An 18315-nucleotide genomic window follows, 5' to 3' on the forward strand; every position below is an offset into this window, starting at 1 on the left:
GGGGGGTGAGGGCTTTGGGGGGCGGGGTCAGAACCTGATGCCGCCGAGGAGGCCGGCCAGGCTCTCGCCGCCGGCCTTGATGCTCGGCGCGATGGCCGTACTGGCCAGATAGAAGCCGAACAGCATCGCCACCACGGCGTGCAACGGCTTCAGGCCGTCCTTGCGGCAGAGGATGAAGAGGACGATGCCGAGCAGGACGACGCCTGAGATCGAGAGGATCATGCGAGTTCTCCTGGTTCGCGGGGGACAGTCACCATGAGTACTTCCAGGCTCACAGAATGTATCTATACGACAAAAGGTGCAAGCGGGTGAATGAATGATGATTTCGCCCGGTCGGCGGACCGCTCCCGGTCCGAACGACGTGGGCGGTTGCGCACGGCCGGGTATGCCGTGATCTTTGCCTCGGGCACGTCGGTCCACGTGCCCGAGCGAGCCAGTACCCTGGCGATTCACCCGTACGGCTCTGCCCTGCTCGCAGACGTACGCCCTGTCCCCGATACGCGGAGTGATCCGTGGTGAGAGGCGGTTCGGCCGATATGACTGAAGCCCCCGACCCCGAGGTCGTGGAGCTGGCGACCAGGATCTTCGACATGGCCCGGAGCGGCCGGACCGAGGAGCTCGTGGCCTACGTCGACGCGGGCGTGCCGGCCAACCTCACCAATGACCGGGGCGACTCGCTCGTGATGCTCGCCGCGTACCACGGTCACGCCGACGCGGTCCGCGCGCTGCTGGAACGCGGCGCCGACGTCGACCGGATCAACGACCGGGGGCAGACCCCGCTCGCGGGAGCCGCCTTCAAGGGCGACACCGAAGTGGTCAAGGCCCTCCTGCGGGGCGGTGCCGATCCGGCCGCCGGTACTCCCTCGGCCGTCGACACGGCCCGGATGTTCGCCCGCGCGGAGCTGCTCGAGCTGTTCGGCGCGAACTGAGGCGCGCCGGCGCGGCGGACGAACGCGGCGGACGGGGGGCGGCGCGACGAAGAAGCGCACCGAACGGCACCGGACCGCGCGGGCGCGCACGCCCCGAACGGCGAAGGCGCGGAGACGGCAGCGGAAACGCACGGCAAACGGGGGAGGCGGTGGAGGGCCGCCGGAATTCGGTCGCGGCAGATGTGACCGCCGGGTCATCATGACGACGTGATTCACGGACGCGATGGCTGGGCAGGTGTTGCCGCACCGCGCGGGCCGTGACGCGGTCCGCGAGGGCCCCGACGAGAGGCAGAGGAAGATGGTCTACAGCAAGCAGGAAACGGCGGGCGCCCCGACGTGTTGGCACGCGGCCAGGTAATGCACGTCCCCGGTTGCGTCGACGCTTGATGTGAGGCTGTTTCCCATGTTCGATCCGGTCATAGCGCCCAGCGGTACGCTGCTCGGCCTGCTCCAGCGGGGTCGCGGCGACGGCACGCTGCACGCGCTCACCGCCCCGCGCTCCGAAACGCTCGAGGCGCTGAACCACTGCGTGCTCCACGACCCGCGCCACGACTGGCAGGTGGAGAACCGCTCCCTCTACTACGCCCGCCTCTACCTGGACCTGCACGGCGAACTGGACGCCATCGAGGCCCACCTCTTCGACGCCGAGGACATCCTCGACACCGACGAGTCCCGCACCGGCCTCGCCCTCGCCGTGCTCGGACATCTCGCCTCCTACGGCAGGCGGGACGCACTCGCCCTGCTGCGCAGGTACGCCGCCCGGGGGGCCAACTGGGCCTGGGCCCTGGACGAACTGGCCCTCCGGGACGACGACGCGGGTCTGCGCGCCCTCGCCGCCCCCGTGCTCGCGCGATTCGCCACCGACCCCGAGGGCGAGGCCGAACTGGCCGCCGCCGTCCGCGACGCCTTCGAGCCGCGCCCCTGGCGGTTGTGGGCCGACGACCCGCGTGAATCCGTCGCCGCGCGCGTACGGGCCGCCCAGGAGGCCGGCTGTTTCGACCGTTGGCAGCGGCAGATGCGTCCCGCCGGGCCCCGCCCCGGGTGGAGCGTGCAGGCCGTGTTCGCATGGGCCCAGCAAGGGATCGAGCGCGGTGCCGCCCTGCATGTCCCGGCCGCCCGCTGCCTCACCGCCGTCGCGGGCCCCGAGGACCGGCCCGGGATCGTCCGCGCCGCCGAGGACGGCACGGAGGGCGCCCGCTGCACCGCCCTGCGCTATCTGGCCGACGGCAACGACCCGGACGCCCTCACCCTGATCGAGCGGGCCGTGGCCACCGGACCCACGCCCGTCGTGGAGGCCGCCGTCGACGCCTTCGAACGGATGCGGAGTCCCGCCGCCGTCGACCGCGCGCGCCTCTGGGCCTGCCGGCCCGACGTCCTGGGCGCCGCCGCCGGCCGCGTCCTCGCCTGCCGGGGCGGTGTCCAGGACCGCGACCTGGTCCTCGCCGCCCTGCGCGGGGCGGTGCGGGGCGAGGGCCCCGACGCGCCGACCCTGTGGACTCTCGTCGACGGTGCCGGACGCCTGGAGATCGCCTGCGCCGCTCCCGTGCTCCGGCACATCTACCGCGAGACCGCCTCCTCCCACCTGCGCGGCCGGGCCGCCCGTGCCCTCGCGGCCACCGACCCCTCCTACGGCAGCGGCTTCGCCGTCGAGTGCCTCTGGGACTGTGAGGAGTCCACCCGCGAGATCGCCGCGCGGCACGCCGAGACGGGTGACACCCGGGTGGTCGAGCGCCTGCGCCGGCTCGCCGCCGACCCGGCCGAGGAGGCCGAGGTGCAGACCGCCGTACGCAGCCGGATGGGTCCCGGGGAGACCGTCGTGTGACTGCCCGGACGCGCGCAGTGTGAACAAGGGACGCCCCGCGGGTCAGGCGCGCGTGGAGGGCGTTCGGCCCGCGTGGGTGCGTGAGGCAACGCTCATGGGACGTTCCCCCACCGGAAAGATCCACGTTGACGTGGCCACGTCCGGCGCGGCGAGAACACCCGTATGCGAGTCGTCATCGTGACCGAATCCTTTCCCCCCGATGTGAACGGCGTGGCCCACTGCGCGCTCCAGACCGCCCGGCACCTCGTCGACCGCGGTCACACCCCTGTCGTCGTCGCCCCCGCCACCGCGGGCCACGAGCCCGACGACCAGGCTCCGTGTCCGGTCGTCCGGGTCCCCTCCCTACCGCTCCCGGGCTACCCGCAGGTCCGCGTCGCTCTCCCCAGCCGACGTGTCACCGCGGCGATCGCCGAGCACGGGGCCGACCTCGTCCACCTGGCCAGCCCCTTCGTGCTCGGGGTGCGCGGCATGGCGTCGGCCTCGCGTCTCGGTCTGCCCGCCGTCGCCGTCTACCAGACCGATCTCGCCGGCTACGCCCGCACGTACATGGGCGCCGGCCAGGCCACGGCCTGGCGTCGTATCAGGTCCGTGCACTCGGCCGCCGACCTCACCCTCGCCCCGTCCGGCGCCGCACGGAGCGACCTCCAGGCGCACGGCATCCCCCGGGTCAGACTGTGGCCGCGGGGCGTGGACACCGTCCGCTTCCGGCCCGGCCTGCGCGACGAGGCGCTGCGCCGGGGACTCGCCCCGAACGGCGAGCTGATCATCGGCTACGTCGGCCGGCTCGCCCCCGAGAAGCAGGTCGAACTGCTGGCCGGGGCGAGCACCCTGCCCGGGGTACGGGTCGTCGTCGTGGGTGACGGACCGAGCCGGCCGGGCCTGGAGCAGGCCATGCCCGACGCGGTCTTCCTGGGGCGCCGCACCGGCGACGAACTCGCCCGCATCTTCGCCTCACTGGACGTCTTCACCCACACAGGCCCCTTCGAGACCTTCTGCCAGACCGTGCAGGAGGCCATGGCGAGCGGCGTACCTGTGGTCGCGCCCGCCGCGGGCGGCCCGCTGGACCTGGTCGTCCACGGGCGAACCGGGCTCCTGGTGCCGCCGGGCGATACCGCCGCCGTACGGGACGCGGTGTGGTCCCTGGCCGCGGACCCCGGACTGCGGGCCTCCTACGGGGCGGCGGGGCGCGCCAGGGTCGAGGGACGCACCTGGGCCGCCGTCGGGGACCAGCTGATCGGCCACTACGCGGACGTGCTCAGCGGGCGCCGGACGGCGGTGGCGGCATGAGCACGCCCGCGGGAGCGGGCACCCGGCCGGCCGGTGCCCCGCCCGCAGGAGCCCCGGCGGTCCGCCCGGTGCCGGCGACGGCGGACGGCACCCAGGGGGCCGGAGGCCCGCTGCGGATCGTACGGCTCGCGAACTTCGTCGCACCGGCCTCCGGCGGACTGCGCACCGCCCTGCGGGAGCTCGGCAAGGGCTACCGGGCGGCGGGGCACGAGTCCGTGCTCGTCGTCCCCGGTGACCGGCCGAGTGACCGGCAGACCGAGCAGGGACGGGTGATCACCCTGCCGGGACCGCTGTTGCCCGGCACCGGCGGCTACCGCGTCCTCACCGACAAGCGGCGGCTGGCCGCCCTGCTCGAGGAGCTGGCGCCCGACCGGCTCGAGGTGTCCGACCGTACGACCCTGCGCTGGACCGGGAGATGGGCGCGGCGGGCGCGGGTGCCCGCGGTCATGGTCTCCCACGAGACCGCCGACGGCGTGCTGCGCACCTGGGGCATGCCGGAGGGGGCCGCACGGCGCACCGCCGACGCCCTCAACATCCGTACCGCCCACACCTACGCACGCGTCGTGTGCACCACCGGTTTCGCCGAGCGGGAGTTCACCCGGGTCGGCGCCCGCAACGTCGTACGGGCGCCGCTCGGCGTCGACCTGGCGGAGCGGCATCCCGCGCTGCACGACCCCTCGGTGCGGGCCCGTTACGCGCGCGCGGCGGAGACCCTGCTGGTGACCTGCACCCGGCTGTCCGTGGAGAAGCGGCCCGGCACGGCGCTGGACGCGCTCGAGGCGCTGCGCCGGCGTGGACGGCAGGCGGTACTGGTGGTGGCCGGGGACGGTCCGCTGCGGACACGTCTCGAGCAGCGTGCGCGGGAACGCGGACTGCCCGTCGTCTTCCTGGGCCACGTCCTCGACCGGACGTTCCTCGGGGCCCTCCAGGCCTGTGCCGACGTGTGCCTGGCGCCGGGGCCCGCGGAGACCTTCGGGCTCGCCGCGCTGGAGGCGATGGCCTGCGGAACGCCGGTGGTGGCGAGCACCTCGTCCGCGCTGCCGGAGGTGCTCGGCCCCGCCGGGGCGGCCGCCGGGGACCGCGGCGAGTCGTTCGCGGACGCCGTCGAACTCCTGCTGGAGCGGCCGGAGACGGAGCGGCGCGAGGCGGCGCGCGCGCGTGCGGAACGCTTCGGGTGGCCGGCGGCGGTGGCGGCCTTCCTCGACGCCCACGAGGCCCCGCGGAGGGCGTCCGTACCGGACGGCGTGCGGGAGAGCGCCCCGGAGGACGGGCGGGAGGACGTGGTGCCCGTCCGGTACGTGCCCGCGGTGCTGCCGGGAGGCCCGCTGTGAGACCCGTGTGCTCCGTGGCCCTCGGAGACTCACTGACCGAGGGCGCGGAGGACCGCACCGCCGGCGGACGACGGGGCCGGGCCGCGCTGCTCGCCGGGTCGCCCGGTGAGCAGCCGCGCGGTTCAGCAACCCCGCGAGGAACGGGGCGCAGACGTGCGACGTGCTCGAAGCGCAGCTGCCTGCGGCACTGACCCTGGGGTCCGAACCGGTCTTGGTCGTCGTCGGGGCCAACAGCACCCTGCGCCGGAGCTTCGGCATCCACGCCGTTGCCGGACGACCGGACGCGACTGGAACGCAGTGGGTACGGCCGACATCCATTTCCACCGGGAACGGGTGGCGCTGGCCGGCAGCGACCGCACGAACGAGCCGACGCGCGGCGTGTTCGCCGAACTGAGGCTCGCTTTCCACGCGGTGGACGAGCCCCACCGGCTCCACGAACCGCATATAGCGCGCAAGGAGGATATCCTTCGGGCTCTGCGGTCCGGGGAGCGGGACCGGGCCGAGACGCTGCCGGCGGGGTGCCCCGACGACTCGCTCGAGCGCATGGCGGAGGTCTACCGGCGCAGGGCGGGGACGGCGGAACAGGGTGTGTGACCACCGCGACACCGTGGCGCATCTGTGCTGTTTGGGTGGTTGTCAGACCGAGGACCTAGTCTGTGCACCGTGACTTCACCAGCATCGACGGACAGTGCTCCGCCCCAGTTCGGCGCGGGGCCGCGGCCCGCTTCGGGACCGGCGGCCGACGAGGGACTGGCCCGGCGGCTGCGTGCGCTCGCCTGCACCGCGCCGTTGCACGACCTGGACGCGCGCAAGGCCAACCTGGCCGGCGAGTACTCGGTGTACGGCATGGCGGAGATCGCCCTGGCGGCCATCGACCTGGTCACACTGAACATGGACTTCGACACGGGCGCCGACCACGAACAGATAGTGGCCCGGCTCATCCCGCGCATCGCCGCCCAGGCCCCGCGTCGGCCCGCCGGTGAGCACGAGCGGGTGGCCCGCTGGGTCCTGGAGAACCTGATCAACGTCGGCAGCGTCGACCGCGGCTTCCGCGCGGTGTACGGCGTGTTCGGCGCGGACGGCACCTACGTCCGCCGCGACTACGACTTCAAGCTCATCGAGGAGGTCCCCGGCCCCGGCGGCACGGTCTACCTCCGCACCACGGACGAGGCGGTCAACGTCCTGGTCGGGGCCCTGGACACCGACGTCACCAGCGCCCAGATCGCCGCCGAGGTCAAACTCGAGGTACTCATCAACCGCGGCAGGCTCGCCGACGCCCAGCTCGCCGCCGAGCAGGCCCGCTACCGGACCGTGCAGTACTCCGAGTCCCTGCGCCGTGCGCTGGACGCCACCCGGCGCAACGTGCGCGCGGTGGACTGGCTGAGTGCCGTCCCGGACATGATCGCCGAGGCCCTGGACCACGTCGCGGACCGGTACCGCCACGAGAACGCGATCCTCACCAACATCCGCAGGGCCCGCGACGAGTCGGAGGAGCCGGAGCACAAGCGCAGGGCCGCCGAGCTGGTGGACATCGTCAAGGACTGCATCCGCAGGCACACCCAGCTGCAGTCCCGGCTGCTGGAGGCCGGCCCGCTGTTCCGCGCCGAACAGGACCGGCAGGCCTTCGCCACCCCCGCGTCGTCCTCGGGCACGGACCTCTACGGACACCTCCTGGCACCGCTGCTCCCGCTGCCCCTGGAGCAGGCGGTCCGGGTCACCGACGCCTTCTTCGCCCGCGGCACCGGACTGCGTACACCGGTGTCCGTCCGGGTCGCCGACCTCGTGGACATCCTGCTGACCCCGCCGGTGGAGCGGGAGCACCTGGGCGCCGAGATGCCGGAACCCGACCTGATCGCCACGCCGGACGACAGCCGCTTCACCGAGGAGCAGCTGGCGGCCGCGACCACGTTGCTGGAACTGCCGGCCGACGCGCCCCGCCGGCTGTCCGGACTGCTCGCCGAGGCCCGCCGTCAGGATCCCGAGCTGCCGTACCTGGTGGCCCTGCTGGCGGTCCACGCCGCCAGCCCGCCGGTCGGCACCGCCTACCGCCAGGGCGAGCGGCGGCTGCTCTTCGCGGTGGACGACGGCGCCGAGCTGGACGACCCCGAGTTCGGCGGCGCCGACCTCATCGTCGGCACGGCCCTGCTCGACGCGGCGGGCATGGCCGCGGACCGCACGGAGGCGGCGTGACGACGCCTTCGCCGGAGGTCCGGCCGCCGGTCGCGGCCGACCGCCCCGGGGCAGCCGTCCGCATGCTCCGCGCTGTCCGCACGCACCGTGCCGCCCGCGCGGACCGTGCCGTCCGCGGCGCCTTCCCCGGCCTTCCTGCCGTCCCTGCCGCCCCCGTCGTCGTCCTGCGCGAGGAGGACCCGTGTCCGTGACCGAGCATGCCGAGTGGGGCGAGGCGGAGCCCTCCGCCGCACCGGCGAGCGGCGCCGTCACCCCCGCCGACGCCGCCGACGCGGCGCGGCTCGTCGCCTTCGGCCTCCAGCCCAAGCTCCAGCCGGCCCGCGACCAGGAGTACGCGGACCTGCTGCGCCGTTACCGCGAGGACCCGCCGTTCGCGCGGCTCGCCGACGCCGTGGCCACCGGCCTCGGGCTGATCGTCCTGGAGGTGTCCCCGCGTGCGGGAATGGCGGTGACCGCCGCCGAGGACTCGGTGTTCGCCATCCGCATGGGCGACTACGCTCGGCGCACCTCCGCCGACGGCGGGGACAGGTTCCTGCACGGACTCGCGCACCTCGCCGTCGCCGTCATGGCGTTCCCGCGCCCCGAGGACCTCGCCGACGACGGTTACATCGGGCGGGTCACCGTCAACGGCGTCGACGCCTTCGTGCGCCAGACCTGCCACCGGCTCGAGGAGCGCGCCGCGGAGCAGGGCGAGAACACCGACCCGGCCAGTGACGCCCCCGGGCTGGAGACGGCCTGGCGGATCTGGGCGAGACGCAGCGCGACCGGCGCCACCAAGGACGCCCGCAGGCTCGCGGGCTCGACCACCGGCATCGTCGCCAAGGCCGTCACCTTCCTCACCGACTCCGGCTTCCTGCAACGCACCGGCGACGACAACGGCGGAACCTACCGGACAACTGCCCGCTACCAGCTCCAGGTACGCGACCTGGCCGGCAGTGCGGCCCTGGCCGAACTGCTGGAGCTGGGCGTCGTCCCGGTCACCGACGGCACCCCGACCCTGCTGCCCGCGGACAGTGGAGAGGACCTGGACCTGGCGGCCGACGCAGGACTGCCCTTCCACTTCACCTGAGCCGCCGGCCCCGCGGCACGCTTCCACCTCCCCCACCCTCGCCCTCCGCCCCCTTCCTCCCTCCCCCCCCGACCTGCCGAAGACTTCGAGAGTCCGCCATGTACGAGCTGTCCCGGGTCCGCCTCTACTCCATCGGACCCGCCGGTGCGCGCTACGCCGACACCGTGCTTGACCTGCGCGGTGTCGGCGAGGCCGTGCCGCACCCCGCGCCGACGCAGGCGGAGTTCTTCGAGGAGGAGCCCGTCGGCCCGCCCCGTCGGCCCGCACCCGCCGGGGTGCTCTTCCTGGAGAACGGCGGTGGCAAGTCCGTCCTGCTGAAGCTGATCTTCTCCGTGATGCTCCCGGGCCACCGCAACACCCTCGGCGGTGCCAGCTCCGGTGTGCTGCGCAAGTTTCTGCTGGCCGACGACTGCGGCCACGTGGCCCTGGAGTGGCAGCACGTGCTGACCGGCGAGTGCGTCGTCGTCGGCAAGGTCAGCGAATGGCGCGGGCGCCAGGTCTCCAACGACCCGAGGAAGTTCGCCGAGGCCTGGTACTCCCTGCGGCCCGGCCCGGGGCTCGGCCTGGACAACCTTCCCGTCGCCGAGGCCACCTCCGTACGGCCGCCCGCCGACGGCCAGTCGGGCGCGCGGGGCCGCCGCCGCACCATGAAGGGCTTCCGGGACGCGCTCACGGAGGCGGGCCGGACGTATCCGCACCTGGAGGTGCACTGGGAAGAGACCCACGAGCGCTGGACCGAGCACCTCGGCGAGCTGGGACTCGACCCCGAACTCTTCCGCTACCAGCGGGAGATGAACGCCGACGAGGGCGAGGCCGCCGGCCTCTTCGCGGTCAAGAAGGACTCCGACTTCACCGACCTGCTGCTGCGCGCGGTCACCGACACCCGTGACACCGACGGACTCGCCGACCTGGTCGGCGGCTTCGGCAACAAACTCGGTCGACGCGCCGAACTGATCGCCGAACGGGACTTCACCGCCGGGTCCGTCGAACTGCTCGGCCGGATCGTCGAAGCCGCCGGCGCCCGTACCCGGGCGCGCGAGATCCACGCCGCCGCCGAGCGCCGTACCCGCACCCTGGCCCGCAGGCTCTCCGCGCGCGGCCACCAGGAACGCGTCCGCGCCGCCGACCTCGCCCACCGGGTCACCGCCGCCGCCCGCACCGTGACCAGGGCCGGGGCGGAGCGCGAGCACAGCGCGCTGATCTCCGCGGAGATCGCCTACCGGCACGCCTCCCTTGCTCTGGCCGCGACCGAGAAGTCCGCCGCCGCCCAGAAGCGTGAACTCGCCGACGCACGCACCCTGTACGCGGCCTGGCAGGCCGCCGAGACGGCGCTGCGCCACCGGGCCGCCGCCGACCGGGTCGCCAGGGTCTCCGCCGCGATCCAGGAGGCCGAGAGGGACGCGGCGCCCGCACTCGCCGCCCGAGCCAAGGCCGCCGTCGACCTCGTGCGTGCCCTGCACACGGCGGCCCAGAACGCCGAGAACCTCGCCAACGAGGAGGAGGAGCGGTCCGCCGCTCTCCAGGAGGTCAGCGACACGGCCCACCGCGACGCCACCTCCGCCGCGACCGAGACGCAGCGCGCCCGCAGCGAGATCGGCCACCTCCGGCAGCGGCTTGCCGAGGTCGAGCAGGAGACCACCGAGGCCGTCCGGGCCGGCTGGCTCGACGACAGCGCCCCCGACGCCGACCCGGCCCGCGCCGCCCTCGCGGCCAGCGACGCGGAGAAGACCGCGGTCGCCGCCTGGGACGCGGCCCGTGAGGCCTCCCACCGGGCGACCGAGCACGCGCGTGAGGCCGCCGCGGGCGAGGCCCGCGCAGAACTCACCGCCGCCCGCGCGGCGGACGCGGCCACGGCGGCCGGCCGCGCCCACGAGGGAGAGCTGCGCACCGCCCAGGCCCTGGCCGCCGAGGAACGCCCGGCCGAACTGCTCGGCCTGGCCGGTACCGGGACCCGCCCGTCCGTTCCGATGCCCCGGCCCGACCCGGACACCGAACCGGGTGGCGCCCCCGTCACCGAAGGCGCCCTCACCGCCACGGAACTGGACCGCCTCGCCGACGACCTGCGCGAACTGCTCGAGGAGGCGGTCTCCTCCGCCGAACGGCAGCTGTTCGAACTGCGCACCGCCGCCGCCGACGACGCCCGCATCCTCGGTGCCCTCGGCGACGGCGGACTGCTGCCGCCGGGGCCGGACGTGCTGGCCACGGTCGAGTTCCTCGGTGAGCACGGCATCCCCGCCCTGCCCGGCTGGCGCTACCTCGCCCAGGCGGTCGACCCCGCCGACCACGCGCGCGTGCTCGCCGCCCGCCCCGAACTGGTCGACGGCGTCGTCATCACCGACCCGGACTCCCACACCCGTGCCCGCGAGGTCCTGGGCGACGCCGCCCTGCTGCCCCGCTCCGCGGTCGCCGTCGGCACGGCTGCGGCCCTCCTCGCGCCGACCCCGGCACCGGAGGCGGACACCGGCGATGTCTTCCTCGTACCGCCGAACCCGGCCATGCACGACGAACACGCCGCCGACGAGGAGCGACAGGCACTGCGCGCCCGCGCGACCGCCCGCGACGAGGAGATCCGGGCGCTCGCGGCACGGCTCGCCAAGGACCGGGAACTGGCCGCGCGGCTCACCTCCTGGCGCACCGGCTGCCCGGCCGGCCGGCTCACCGAACTGGCCCGCGCCGCCCACGACGCCCGCGTCTTCGCACAGGAGTCGGAGGCGGAGCTGGCCGAGGCGCGAGCCGTGCGGGCGGAGGCCGAGGAGGCCGCGGCCGAGGCCGTCCGGGTGCGTGACGAGTGCCAGGAGGCCGCGCAGAAGGCCAGGCGCGCCGCCGACGCTCTCGCCGGACTCGCCTTCCGGCTCCGCGAACGGGCAGGCTGGCAGACCGCTCTGCGCGAACTGGCCGACGACGCCACCGAGGCGGAGGCCCGCGCCCGGGCCTGTCTGGAGCGCGCGCGGGCCGCCGACGAGGACCGGCGCGGCGCACAGCGGGCCGCCGACGACGCCCGGCGCACCGCGCGTGCGCTGCGTGCCGAGCGTTCCGAGATCGCCGGCGCCCCCGACGACGTGTCCGACGACGTGCCCGGGGCCGGCACCGAGCCGTCGCGGATCTCTCTGCCTGCCCTCCGTGAGGCCTACCGTGCCGCGTCCCAGGTGTACGAGAAGGTCGGTGTCGGCGCCGACCTGCGCGCCGAGCAGGCACGCGCGGAGAGCGACGAGAGCGCGGCCCGCGCCGAGCTGGACCGACTGAGCAACAAGGTCCGCAACCGCGCGGAGCAGCTGCTCGAGTCCACCGACGGCTCGGACGGCCCCAGCCGGCAGGCCGCCGCCGCCCGTGCCGAGGAACTGGTGCAGCTCCTGGAGACCCGCATGACGAGCGCGAGCGAGCAGCTCGGGCGGCTGCGCGGCGAGGCCGAGCGGCTGGCGCCCGAGGACGGCGACCGGCACACCGTGCTTCCCGAGGAGCTGGTGCCGCGCGACGCCGAGCACGCACAGGCGCTGCTGCGGACCACCACGGCCGAACTGGCCACCCGGACGGAGGAGCTGGACAGCGCCAGGGAGATCCACGGCGAACTCCTCGACGCGCACCGCGCCGCCGAGGACGCGGCCGGAGGGTTCGACGAGATCGCCGCCATGCTCCGCGACCTGCTGCGGGAACACGCATCCGAGGAGGAGCCGGAGCAGCCCGACCCCTATCCCGGCACCCCGGAGGAGGCCCGCCGGTCCGCCGCGGAGGCCCGCAGGTCACTCCGCGGCTGCGCCGCCGACCTGTCGGCCGCCGAGTCCGCGGTGCGCGAAGCGAGCGACATCCTCGTCCGGCAGGCCAACTCCACACGCTACGAGCAGGTCCGCACCCCGGCGCGGCAGCAGATCCGGGAGCTGCCCGCCTCCGCGCTGCCCGAGCACGCCCAGAAGTGGGCGGACGCCTTCGCGCCCCGACTCCGGGTCCTCAGCGACGAACTGGAACAGCTGGAACGCAACCGCGACTCGATCGTGGACCGGCTCAGAGGGCTCGTCGAGTCGGCTCTCGCCACTCTGCGCTCCGCCCAGCGGCTGTCCCGGCTGCCCGAAGGGCTCGGCGAGTGGTCCGGGCAGGAATTTCTGCGCATCCGCTTCGAGGAACCCGACCAGGCGACCCTCACCGAGCGGCTCGGCGAGGTCGTCGACGAGGCGACCCGCGCGGCCGTCCGTAAGAACTCCGACCTGCGCCGCGACGGGATGTCCCTGCTGCTGCGCGGAGTCGCCGCCGCCGTCCGGCCGAAGGGCATCGCCGTCGAGATCCTCAAACCGGACGCGGTGCTGCGCGCGGAGCGGGTGCCCGTCGGACAGATGGGCGACGTATTCTCCGGAGGGCAGCTGCTCACCGCCGCCATCGCCCTGTACTGCACGATGGCCGCGCTGCGTTCCAACGACCGGGGCCGCGACCGGCACCGGCACGCCGGGACCCTGTTCCTCGACAACCCCATCGGCCGCGCCAACGCCACCTATCTGCTGGAGCTCCAGAGGGCCGTGGCCGACGCGCTCGGTGTGCAGCTCCTCTACACCACCGGCCTGTTCGACACGACGGCCCTCGCGGAATTCCCCCTGGTCATCCGCCTGCGGAACGACGCAGACCTGCGAGCAGGCCTCAAGTACATCAGCGTCGAGGAGCACTTGAGGCCGGGCCTGCCCCGGGAGACCTCCGGGGAGGAAGCCGTGCACAGCGAGATCACGGCCACCCGGATGTTCAAGAGGCCCGCCCCGGCGAACGGTTGACCGGGCAGGCTCCCCCCGGTGCCCCGGGCCTGCCCGCGTGTTTCCGCAGGGCAGCGGAGCGGCAGGGGGAGGGCGGGATCAGGGGTGGGACAGCTGACCGGTGCCGCCGCCCTGTCGGCGTGTTCGCGCCTGCGCACGCTGCGCGGACCGCTCCTGGCGACGGGCGCGGCGCCGCTCGCGCCGCAGGCCCCGCGCGGTGCTGCTGGGTGCGGACACCACGCCGTTGCGCTGGTTCCAGACCTGGCGGGTCACCCACACGTCGAGGACGCCCCAGGTGGCCAGGACGGTGCTGACGACACTGCTGATGACCATGGGGAACGCGAGCCAGGAACCGGCGAGCGTGCAGAGGAAGGCCACCATGGCCTGAATCAGCGTGATCGCGACGATGATGACCGCCCGCACGGCCGACGTACGCACCGGATCCGGCAACCGGCGCCGCCGCGCGGGCTCCTCGGCCCACAACGGCCGGTGGTTCGGTTGCCGGGGGGCCTCGGCCCGGGCGCCGTCGTTCCCACCGGTCGTTCCGGCAGGCGGTGCCCCGATCGCACCCGCCGGCACCCGGTCGGTCCCGGTCGCCGGAAGGTTCCGGGCGCCGGCCGCCCCTCTTCCGGCCGAGGGCTCGTCGCGGTTCGGAGTCCCGGCATCCGGCCGCTCCACCACCCGTGCCCCCGCGTCGCCCTCGGGCGACCTGTACCGCTCCGCCGTGCCCATCAACGTGTCACTCCCCACCGCCGGCAGACCGTTTTCTCGGGTCCGAGGACCCGGTTCCCCAACGACTGCCCGGCTTGCACTGATTTACGCCGCCCGGATACGGGACGTGGCTCCTGTGGCCGATTCCGCCCCCGTCGCCCACAGAGAAGGACGAACGGCACGTCACAAAGATTCCCGAGTAAGGAAAGGAACCGGCCAAACCCTACCCCCGGGTGCTGCGGCCCAGCCCGTCGGTCCCCCCTGTGAACCGGGAGTCAATCTCACACAATGCCCGGACAACTCGTCATGTCTCGCCGTCAGTGCGGAAGTTCGGATTCCGGAGAGCCCTTCGAGTTGGCCGTGACGCGGTAGTAGGCTCGCGCCGTTTATTGACGCACATGTGCGCTCCTGGTCGTTCCGGGAGCCGGGCTGGGGGAGGCCATGCGCTTTCGCGGGAAGTCCATCCGCCGGAAGATCGTGGCGCTGCTTCTCGTACCGCTGGTGTCCCTGACGACGATCTGGGCCTTCACCACCGTGCTGACGGGCCGTGAGGCAAGCCATCTGTTCGAGGTGTCGTCGGTGATGGAAGAGGTCGGTTACCCCGTTGAGGACACCGTCCGCGTCCTCCAGCAGGAACGCCGCCAGACCCTCGTCCATCTTGCCGACCCGCGTGCCTCCGACGGGCTCACCGCACTCCGCCGCAGCCGGATCGCCACCGACAAGGCCGTCAACAGCGTGCGGGAGAACGCGGCGAAACCCGATGTGCGTGACGCGATGGGCCAGGACACCGAAGCGCTGGACGCGGTACTGGACTCCCTCGAGGGCATCGAGTCCCTGCGCCGCAGTGTCGAGGACGGCACGGTCGACCGCTCCCAGGCCCTCGACCTCTACAACGGGCTGGTCGACCCGTGCTACATCCTGTTGGCCGATTTGCACGTGGTCGACGACGTCGGGCTGGACAAGCAGTACCGCGCCCTCGTCAGTCTCGCCCGCGCCCGTGAACTCCTCGCCCGCGAGGACGCCCTGCTCGGCTCCGCCCTCATCGTCGGTACGCTCTCCCCCTCCGAGGTCCGGGACATCTCCGACCTCATGGCCCAGCGCACGCTGCTGTACGGCGTCGGCCTGCCGCAGCTTCCCGCGTCGGAACGGGACCGCTACGAGAGCTTCTGGAAGAACGCGGCGTCCGCTCCGCTGCGGGTCGCCGAGGAGGCGGCCGTCTCCTCCGGCACCGGACCGCCCCGCGGGATCACCGCGAAGAGCTGGGACACCGCGGCCGGCCATGTGCTCGAGGAACTCGCCACCCTCAACGACCAGGCGAGTGACCGCTACCAGGACCGCGTCCGCCCCGTCGCCGTGGGCGTCATCACCCAGGCCGTCGTCGCCGGCCTCCTCGGACTCGTCGCCCTGCTGGTCTCGCTCGTCCTGTCCGTGCGCGTCGGCCGCGGCCTCATCCGCGACCTGCGGCAACTGCGTCTGGAGGCCCACGAGGCCTCCGGCGTGCGACTGCCCGGTGTGATGCGCCGCCTCTCCGCGGGCGAACAGGTGGACGTCGAGACCGAGGTCCCCCGCCTGGAGTACGACAGGAACGAGATCGGCGAGGTGGGCCAGGCCCTCAACACCCTGCAGCGGGCCGCCGTGGAGGCGGCCGTCAAGCAGTCCGAACTGCGCTCGGGCGTCTCGGAGGTCTTCGTCAACCTCGCCCGTCGCAGCCAGGTCCTGCTGCACAAGCAGCTCACCCTGCTCGACACCATGGAGCGCAGGACCGACGACACCGAGGAACTCGCCGACCTGTTCCGCCTGGACCACCTCACCACCCGTATGCGCCGGCACGCCGAGGGCCTGGTGATCCTGTCCGGCGCCGCGCCCTCCCGGCAGTGGCGCAAGCCCGTCCAGCTCATGGACGTCGTGCGCGCCGCCGTCGCCGAGGTCGAGGACTACGAGCGCATCGAGGTCCGCCGGCTGCCGCGGGTCGCCGTCACCGGCCCCGCCGTCGCCGACCTGACCCATCTGGTGGCCGAACTCCTGGAGAACGCGACGGTGTTCTCCCCGCCGCACACCGCCGTCCAGGTCCTGGGGGAGCGCGTGGCCAACGGCTTCACCCTGGAGATCCACGACCGGGGTCTCGGCATGGCCGCCGAGGCGCTGCTCGACGCCAACCTGCGGCTCGCCGAGACACCGGAGTTCGAGCTCTCCGACACCGACCGGCTCGGACTGTTCGTGGTCAGCCGCCTCGCACAGCGCCAGAAGGTCCGGGTCTCGCTGCAGCCGTCTCCCTACGGTGGCACCACCGCGGTCGTCTTCATCCCGGACGCGCTCCTCACCGACGACGTCCCCGACACCAACGGCGTCGGCTTCCGTCTCGACCGGCCCCGGCGGGCCAAGGACAGGCAGCCGGAGGACAGCCGCCGCCTCGCGCTCTCCCAGGTGCCCGCCCGACTGCCCGGGCTGCCCGCCGCGCTCCTGGACGGCCCGGTCGAACTCGAGGCACCCGTCGGTCTGGACGCCCTCGACGACCACCCGGGCGCGCCCGCGGACGAGGGGCGCGGCGGCCTGTTCGGGCACCGCCGCTCCCCGTCCCGCACCAAGGAGGAGCGGCCGGGCCGCCGCCGCGAGCCCCAGCAGCAGGCCCCCGGCAAGGGCAACGGCGTCGGAGCGGACCTGGACACGGAAGGGCGGCCGGAGGCCCCGCTCCGCAGGGGAACGCCCAAGCTGGTCAGCTCCCACGGACGCCCCGTCGGCGACGAGCACGCCCGCCGGGAGCGGACGGACCAGGACACCGGTGCCCCGTCCGCCCGCCCGGAGCGGGAACCGGCGCCCGTACTGCCGGCCCGCCGCCGAGGTGAGCAACCCTCCCCGGAGCGGGATCCGGAGCCCTCCGAGGGCGAGAAGCCGCCGCCCCTGCCCGCCCGTCGGCGGGGGGCGGCGTCCCGTCCCCGGATCGGCGCACACGCCGCAGACCGTCCCGCGGACCGGGCGCCCCGGGGCCCTGCCCGGGACGACGGCCCCGTCGCCCCGGCCGCCGGTGACGTCCCGGACGGTCCCGCACACCCCGCGGTCGCGGCGGACCCCCGCCAGGAGCACTCCGCGGCGGGTCCGGGCCCGGGCAGCGCCCCGCGGGACACAGGCACCGGCGGCCCGGCAGACCCGGCCTCGCTGCCCCGGCGTGTACGGCAGGCCAGCCTCTCGCCTCAGCTCAAACGGAGCGCGCCACGACGGAACGAGGAGAGATCCCAGCCCGTCGAACGGGACGCGGAGGAAGTGCGCAGCCGCATGGCCTCACTCCAGCGCGGCTGGCAGCGCGGCCGTGAGGAGAACGCCACGGGCGACAACACCTCCGGCGGGGCAGCACCACGAGAAACGACCAGGACCGACCAGAACCGACCAGGAACGACTAAGGGGGACGGTCGATGACCGCACCGCACACGACCGGCCACGCCGACGACGGCAAGGGGGAGCTCAACTGGCTCCTCGACGACCTGGTGGCCCGCGTCGCGAGTATCCGAAAGGCCGTCGTGCTCTCCGGCGACGGCCTCGCCACAGGGGCCTCCCAGGACCTCACTCGCGAGGACAGCGAGCATCTGGCCGCCGTCGCCTCCGGATTCCACAGCCTCGCCAAGGGGGTGGGCCGCCACTTCGAGGCAGGCAGCGTCCGCCAGACCATCGTCGAACTCGACGAGGCGTTCCTGTTCGTCACCGCCGCCGGGGACGGCAGCTGTCTCGCCGTATTCGCCGACGCCGACTCGGACGTCGGGCAGGTCGCCTACGAGATGACCCTCCTGGTGAAGCGGGTCGGGCCGCATCTGGATTCCGAACCGCGTACCGATCTGCCCCCGGGTGGGTAGTGGGACGGCATGAGTGCTGACGGCGAGGGAAGCAGCCACTGGTTCGACGACGAGGCCGGACCGGTCGTCCGTCCGTATGCCATGACGCGGGGCCGCACCTCGAGTGCGGCCCAGCACCGCCTCGACCTGATCGCAGTGGTCGTCACCGAACCCGACGCCGACGATCCGGAGACGGACCCCACACTCTCCCCGGAACACGTGGACATCGTCGAACTGTGCCGTGCCGCTCCGCAGACGGTCGCGGAACTCGCGGCGGAACTGGACCTGCCGATCGGAGTGGTACGCGTCCTCGTCGGTGATCTCGTCGACCTGGAAACCGTCCACGTGAACCGGCCCGTCCCCCCTGCCGAACTGCCGGACGAGAGTATTCTGCGCGACGTGATCAACGGCCTCCGGGCGCTGTGAGC

14 protein-coding genes are annotated in these 18315 nt (G+C 73.9%); 12 read left to right on the forward strand and 2 right to left on the reverse strand.

The genetic code is table 11. The features are described from left to right. Nucleotides 1–27 precede the first annotated feature (27 nt). Nucleotides 28–222 carry a membrane protein gene (locus tag ORI94_RS21465; RefSeq protein WP_042173973.1) on the reverse strand — a complete coding sequence of 65 codons (195 nt, stop codon included), beginning with the start codon at nt 220–222 and terminating at the stop codon, nt 28–30. Nucleotides 223–536: 314 nt separating this feature from the next. Here ORI94_RS21465 and ORI94_RS21470 point away from each other — a divergent pair, with 314 nt between their 5' ends. The 9 genes from ORI94_RS21470 to ORI94_RS21515 all read left to right on the forward strand — a co-directional run bounded on the left by ORI94_RS21470 (nt 537) and on the right by ORI94_RS21515 (nt 13376). Further along, on the forward strand, nt 537–929 hold the full coding sequence (locus ORI94_RS21470) for an ankyrin repeat domain-containing protein (RefSeq protein ID WP_042173970.1): 393 nt from the start codon (nt 537–539) through the stop codon (nt 927–929). 403 nt (nt 930–1332) lie between these two features. Continuing rightward, complete coding sequence (locus tag ORI94_RS21475) at nt 1333–2751, forward strand: HEAT repeat domain-containing protein (RefSeq protein ID WP_266078141.1); 1419 nt, start codon at nt 1333–1335, stop codon at nt 2749–2751. A 162-nt stretch (nt 2752–2913) separates the two neighbouring features. Next, nucleotides 2914–4038 (forward strand): glycosyltransferase family 4 protein, encoded by a 1125-nt coding sequence (locus tag ORI94_RS21480; RefSeq protein WP_266078143.1) that lies wholly within the window; start codon nt 2914–2916, stop codon nt 4036–4038. Further along, the gene (locus ORI94_RS21485) at nt 4035–5369 is read left to right on the forward strand and encodes a glycosyltransferase (RefSeq protein WP_266078145.1); all 1335 of its coding nucleotides are present in this window, start codon (nt 4035–4037) and stop codon (nt 5367–5369) included. The genes ORI94_RS21480 and ORI94_RS21485 overlap by 4 nt, the downstream gene beginning before the upstream one ends. 297 nt (nt 5370–5666) lie before the next feature. Further along, nucleotides 5667–5963 (forward strand): hypothetical protein, encoded by a 297-nt coding sequence (locus tag ORI94_RS21495; protein WP_416237864.1) that lies wholly within the window; start codon nt 5667–5669, stop codon nt 5961–5963. A gap of 69 nt (nt 5964–6032) precedes the next feature. After that, nucleotides 6033–7559, forward strand: a complete 1527-nt coding sequence (locus tag ORI94_RS21500) for a hypothetical protein (RefSeq protein WP_266078147.1) — start codon at nt 6033–6035, stop codon at nt 7557–7559. Beyond that, nucleotides 7556–7750 (forward strand): hypothetical protein, encoded by a 195-nt coding sequence (locus ORI94_RS21505; RefSeq protein WP_266078149.1) that lies wholly within the window; start codon nt 7556–7558, stop codon nt 7748–7750. The genes ORI94_RS21500 and ORI94_RS21505 overlap by 4 nt, the downstream gene beginning before the upstream one ends. Continuing rightward, the gene (locus ORI94_RS21510) at nt 7747–8628 is read left to right on the forward strand and encodes a hypothetical protein (RefSeq protein ID WP_266078151.1); all 882 of its coding nucleotides are present in this window, start codon (nt 7747–7749) and stop codon (nt 8626–8628) included. The genes ORI94_RS21505 and ORI94_RS21510 overlap by 4 nt, the downstream gene beginning before the upstream one ends. A 98-nt stretch (nt 8629–8726) precedes the next feature. After that, on the forward strand, nt 8727–13376 hold the full coding sequence (locus ORI94_RS21515) for a hypothetical protein (protein ID WP_266078153.1): 4650 nt from the start codon (nt 8727–8729) through the stop codon (nt 13374–13376). A gap of 78 nt (nt 13377–13454) precedes the next feature. On the opposite strand, the gene ORI94_RS21520 is transcribed toward ORI94_RS21515, so the two are convergent. Then, nucleotides 13455–14087 carry a hypothetical protein gene (locus ORI94_RS21520; protein WP_266078155.1) on the reverse strand — a complete coding sequence of 211 codons (633 nt, stop codon included), beginning with the start codon at nt 14085–14087 and terminating at the stop codon, nt 13455–13457. 420 nt (nt 14088–14507) lie between these two features. Here ORI94_RS21520 and ORI94_RS21525 point away from each other — a divergent pair, with 420 nt between their 5' ends. Genes ORI94_RS21525 through ORI94_RS21535 form a run of 3 tightly spaced genes read left to right on the forward strand, consistent with a single transcriptional unit; the run spans nt 14508 to nt 18313 of the window. Beyond that, on the forward strand, nt 14508–17477 hold the full coding sequence (locus ORI94_RS21525) for a nitrate- and nitrite sensing domain-containing protein (protein ID WP_266078157.1): 2970 nt from the start codon (nt 14508–14510) through the stop codon (nt 17475–17477). Then, the gene (locus ORI94_RS21530; protein WP_266078159.1) at nt 17474–17908 is read left to right on the forward strand and encodes a roadblock/LC7 domain-containing protein; all 435 of its coding nucleotides are present in this window, start codon (nt 17474–17476) and stop codon (nt 17906–17908) included. Before ORI94_RS21525 ends, ORI94_RS21530 begins: the two co-directional genes overlap by 4 nt. Nucleotides 17909–17917: 9 nt before the next feature. After that, nucleotides 17918–18313, forward strand: coding sequence for a DUF742 domain-containing protein (locus tag ORI94_RS21535; protein ID WP_266078161.1), 396 nt, complete (start codon nt 17918–17920; stop codon nt 18311–18313). Nucleotides 18314–18315: the final 2 nt, after the last annotated feature.

Origin of the sequence: Streptomyces sp. NEAU-W12 (assembly GCF_026242095.1) — a bacterium.
In the GTDB taxonomy this organism is placed as follows: Bacteria; Actinomycetota; Actinomycetes; order Streptomycetales; family Streptomycetaceae; genus Streptomyces.

Coding starts and splice junctions, on each gene's coding strand:
- ORI94_RS21465 (WP_042173973.1), bottom strand. CDS start 222: ATGATCCTCTCGATCTCAGGCGTCGTCCTGCTCGGCATCGTCCTCTTC.
- ORI94_RS21470 (WP_042173970.1), top strand. CDS start 537: ATGACTGAAGCCCCCGACCCCGAGGTCGTGGAGCTGGCGACCAGGATC.
- ORI94_RS21475 (WP_266078141.1), top strand. CDS start 1,333: ATGTTCGATCCGGTCATAGCGCCCAGCGGTACGCTGCTCGGCCTGCTC.
- ORI94_RS21480 (WP_266078143.1), top strand. CDS start 2,914: ATGCGAGTCGTCATCGTGACCGAATCCTTTCCCCCCGATGTGAACGGC.
- ORI94_RS21485 (WP_266078145.1), top strand. CDS start 4,035: ATGAGCACGCCCGCGGGAGCGGGCACCCGGCCGGCCGGTGCCCCGCCC.
- ORI94_RS21515 (WP_266078153.1), top strand. CDS start 8,727: ATGTACGAGCTGTCCCGGGTCCGCCTCTACTCCATCGGACCCGCCGGT.
- ORI94_RS21520 (WP_266078155.1), bottom strand. CDS start 14,087: ATGGGCACGGCGGAGCGGTACAGGTCGCCCGAGGGCGACGCGGGGGCA.
- ORI94_RS21525 (WP_266078157.1), top strand. CDS start 14,508: ATGCGCTTTCGCGGGAAGTCCATCCGCCGGAAGATCGTGGCGCTGCTT.
- ORI94_RS21530 (WP_266078159.1), top strand. CDS start 17,474: ATGACCGCACCGCACACGACCGGCCACGCCGACGACGGCAAGGGGGAG.
- ORI94_RS21535 (WP_266078161.1), top strand. CDS start 17,918: ATGAGTGCTGACGGCGAGGGAAGCAGCCACTGGTTCGACGACGAGGCC.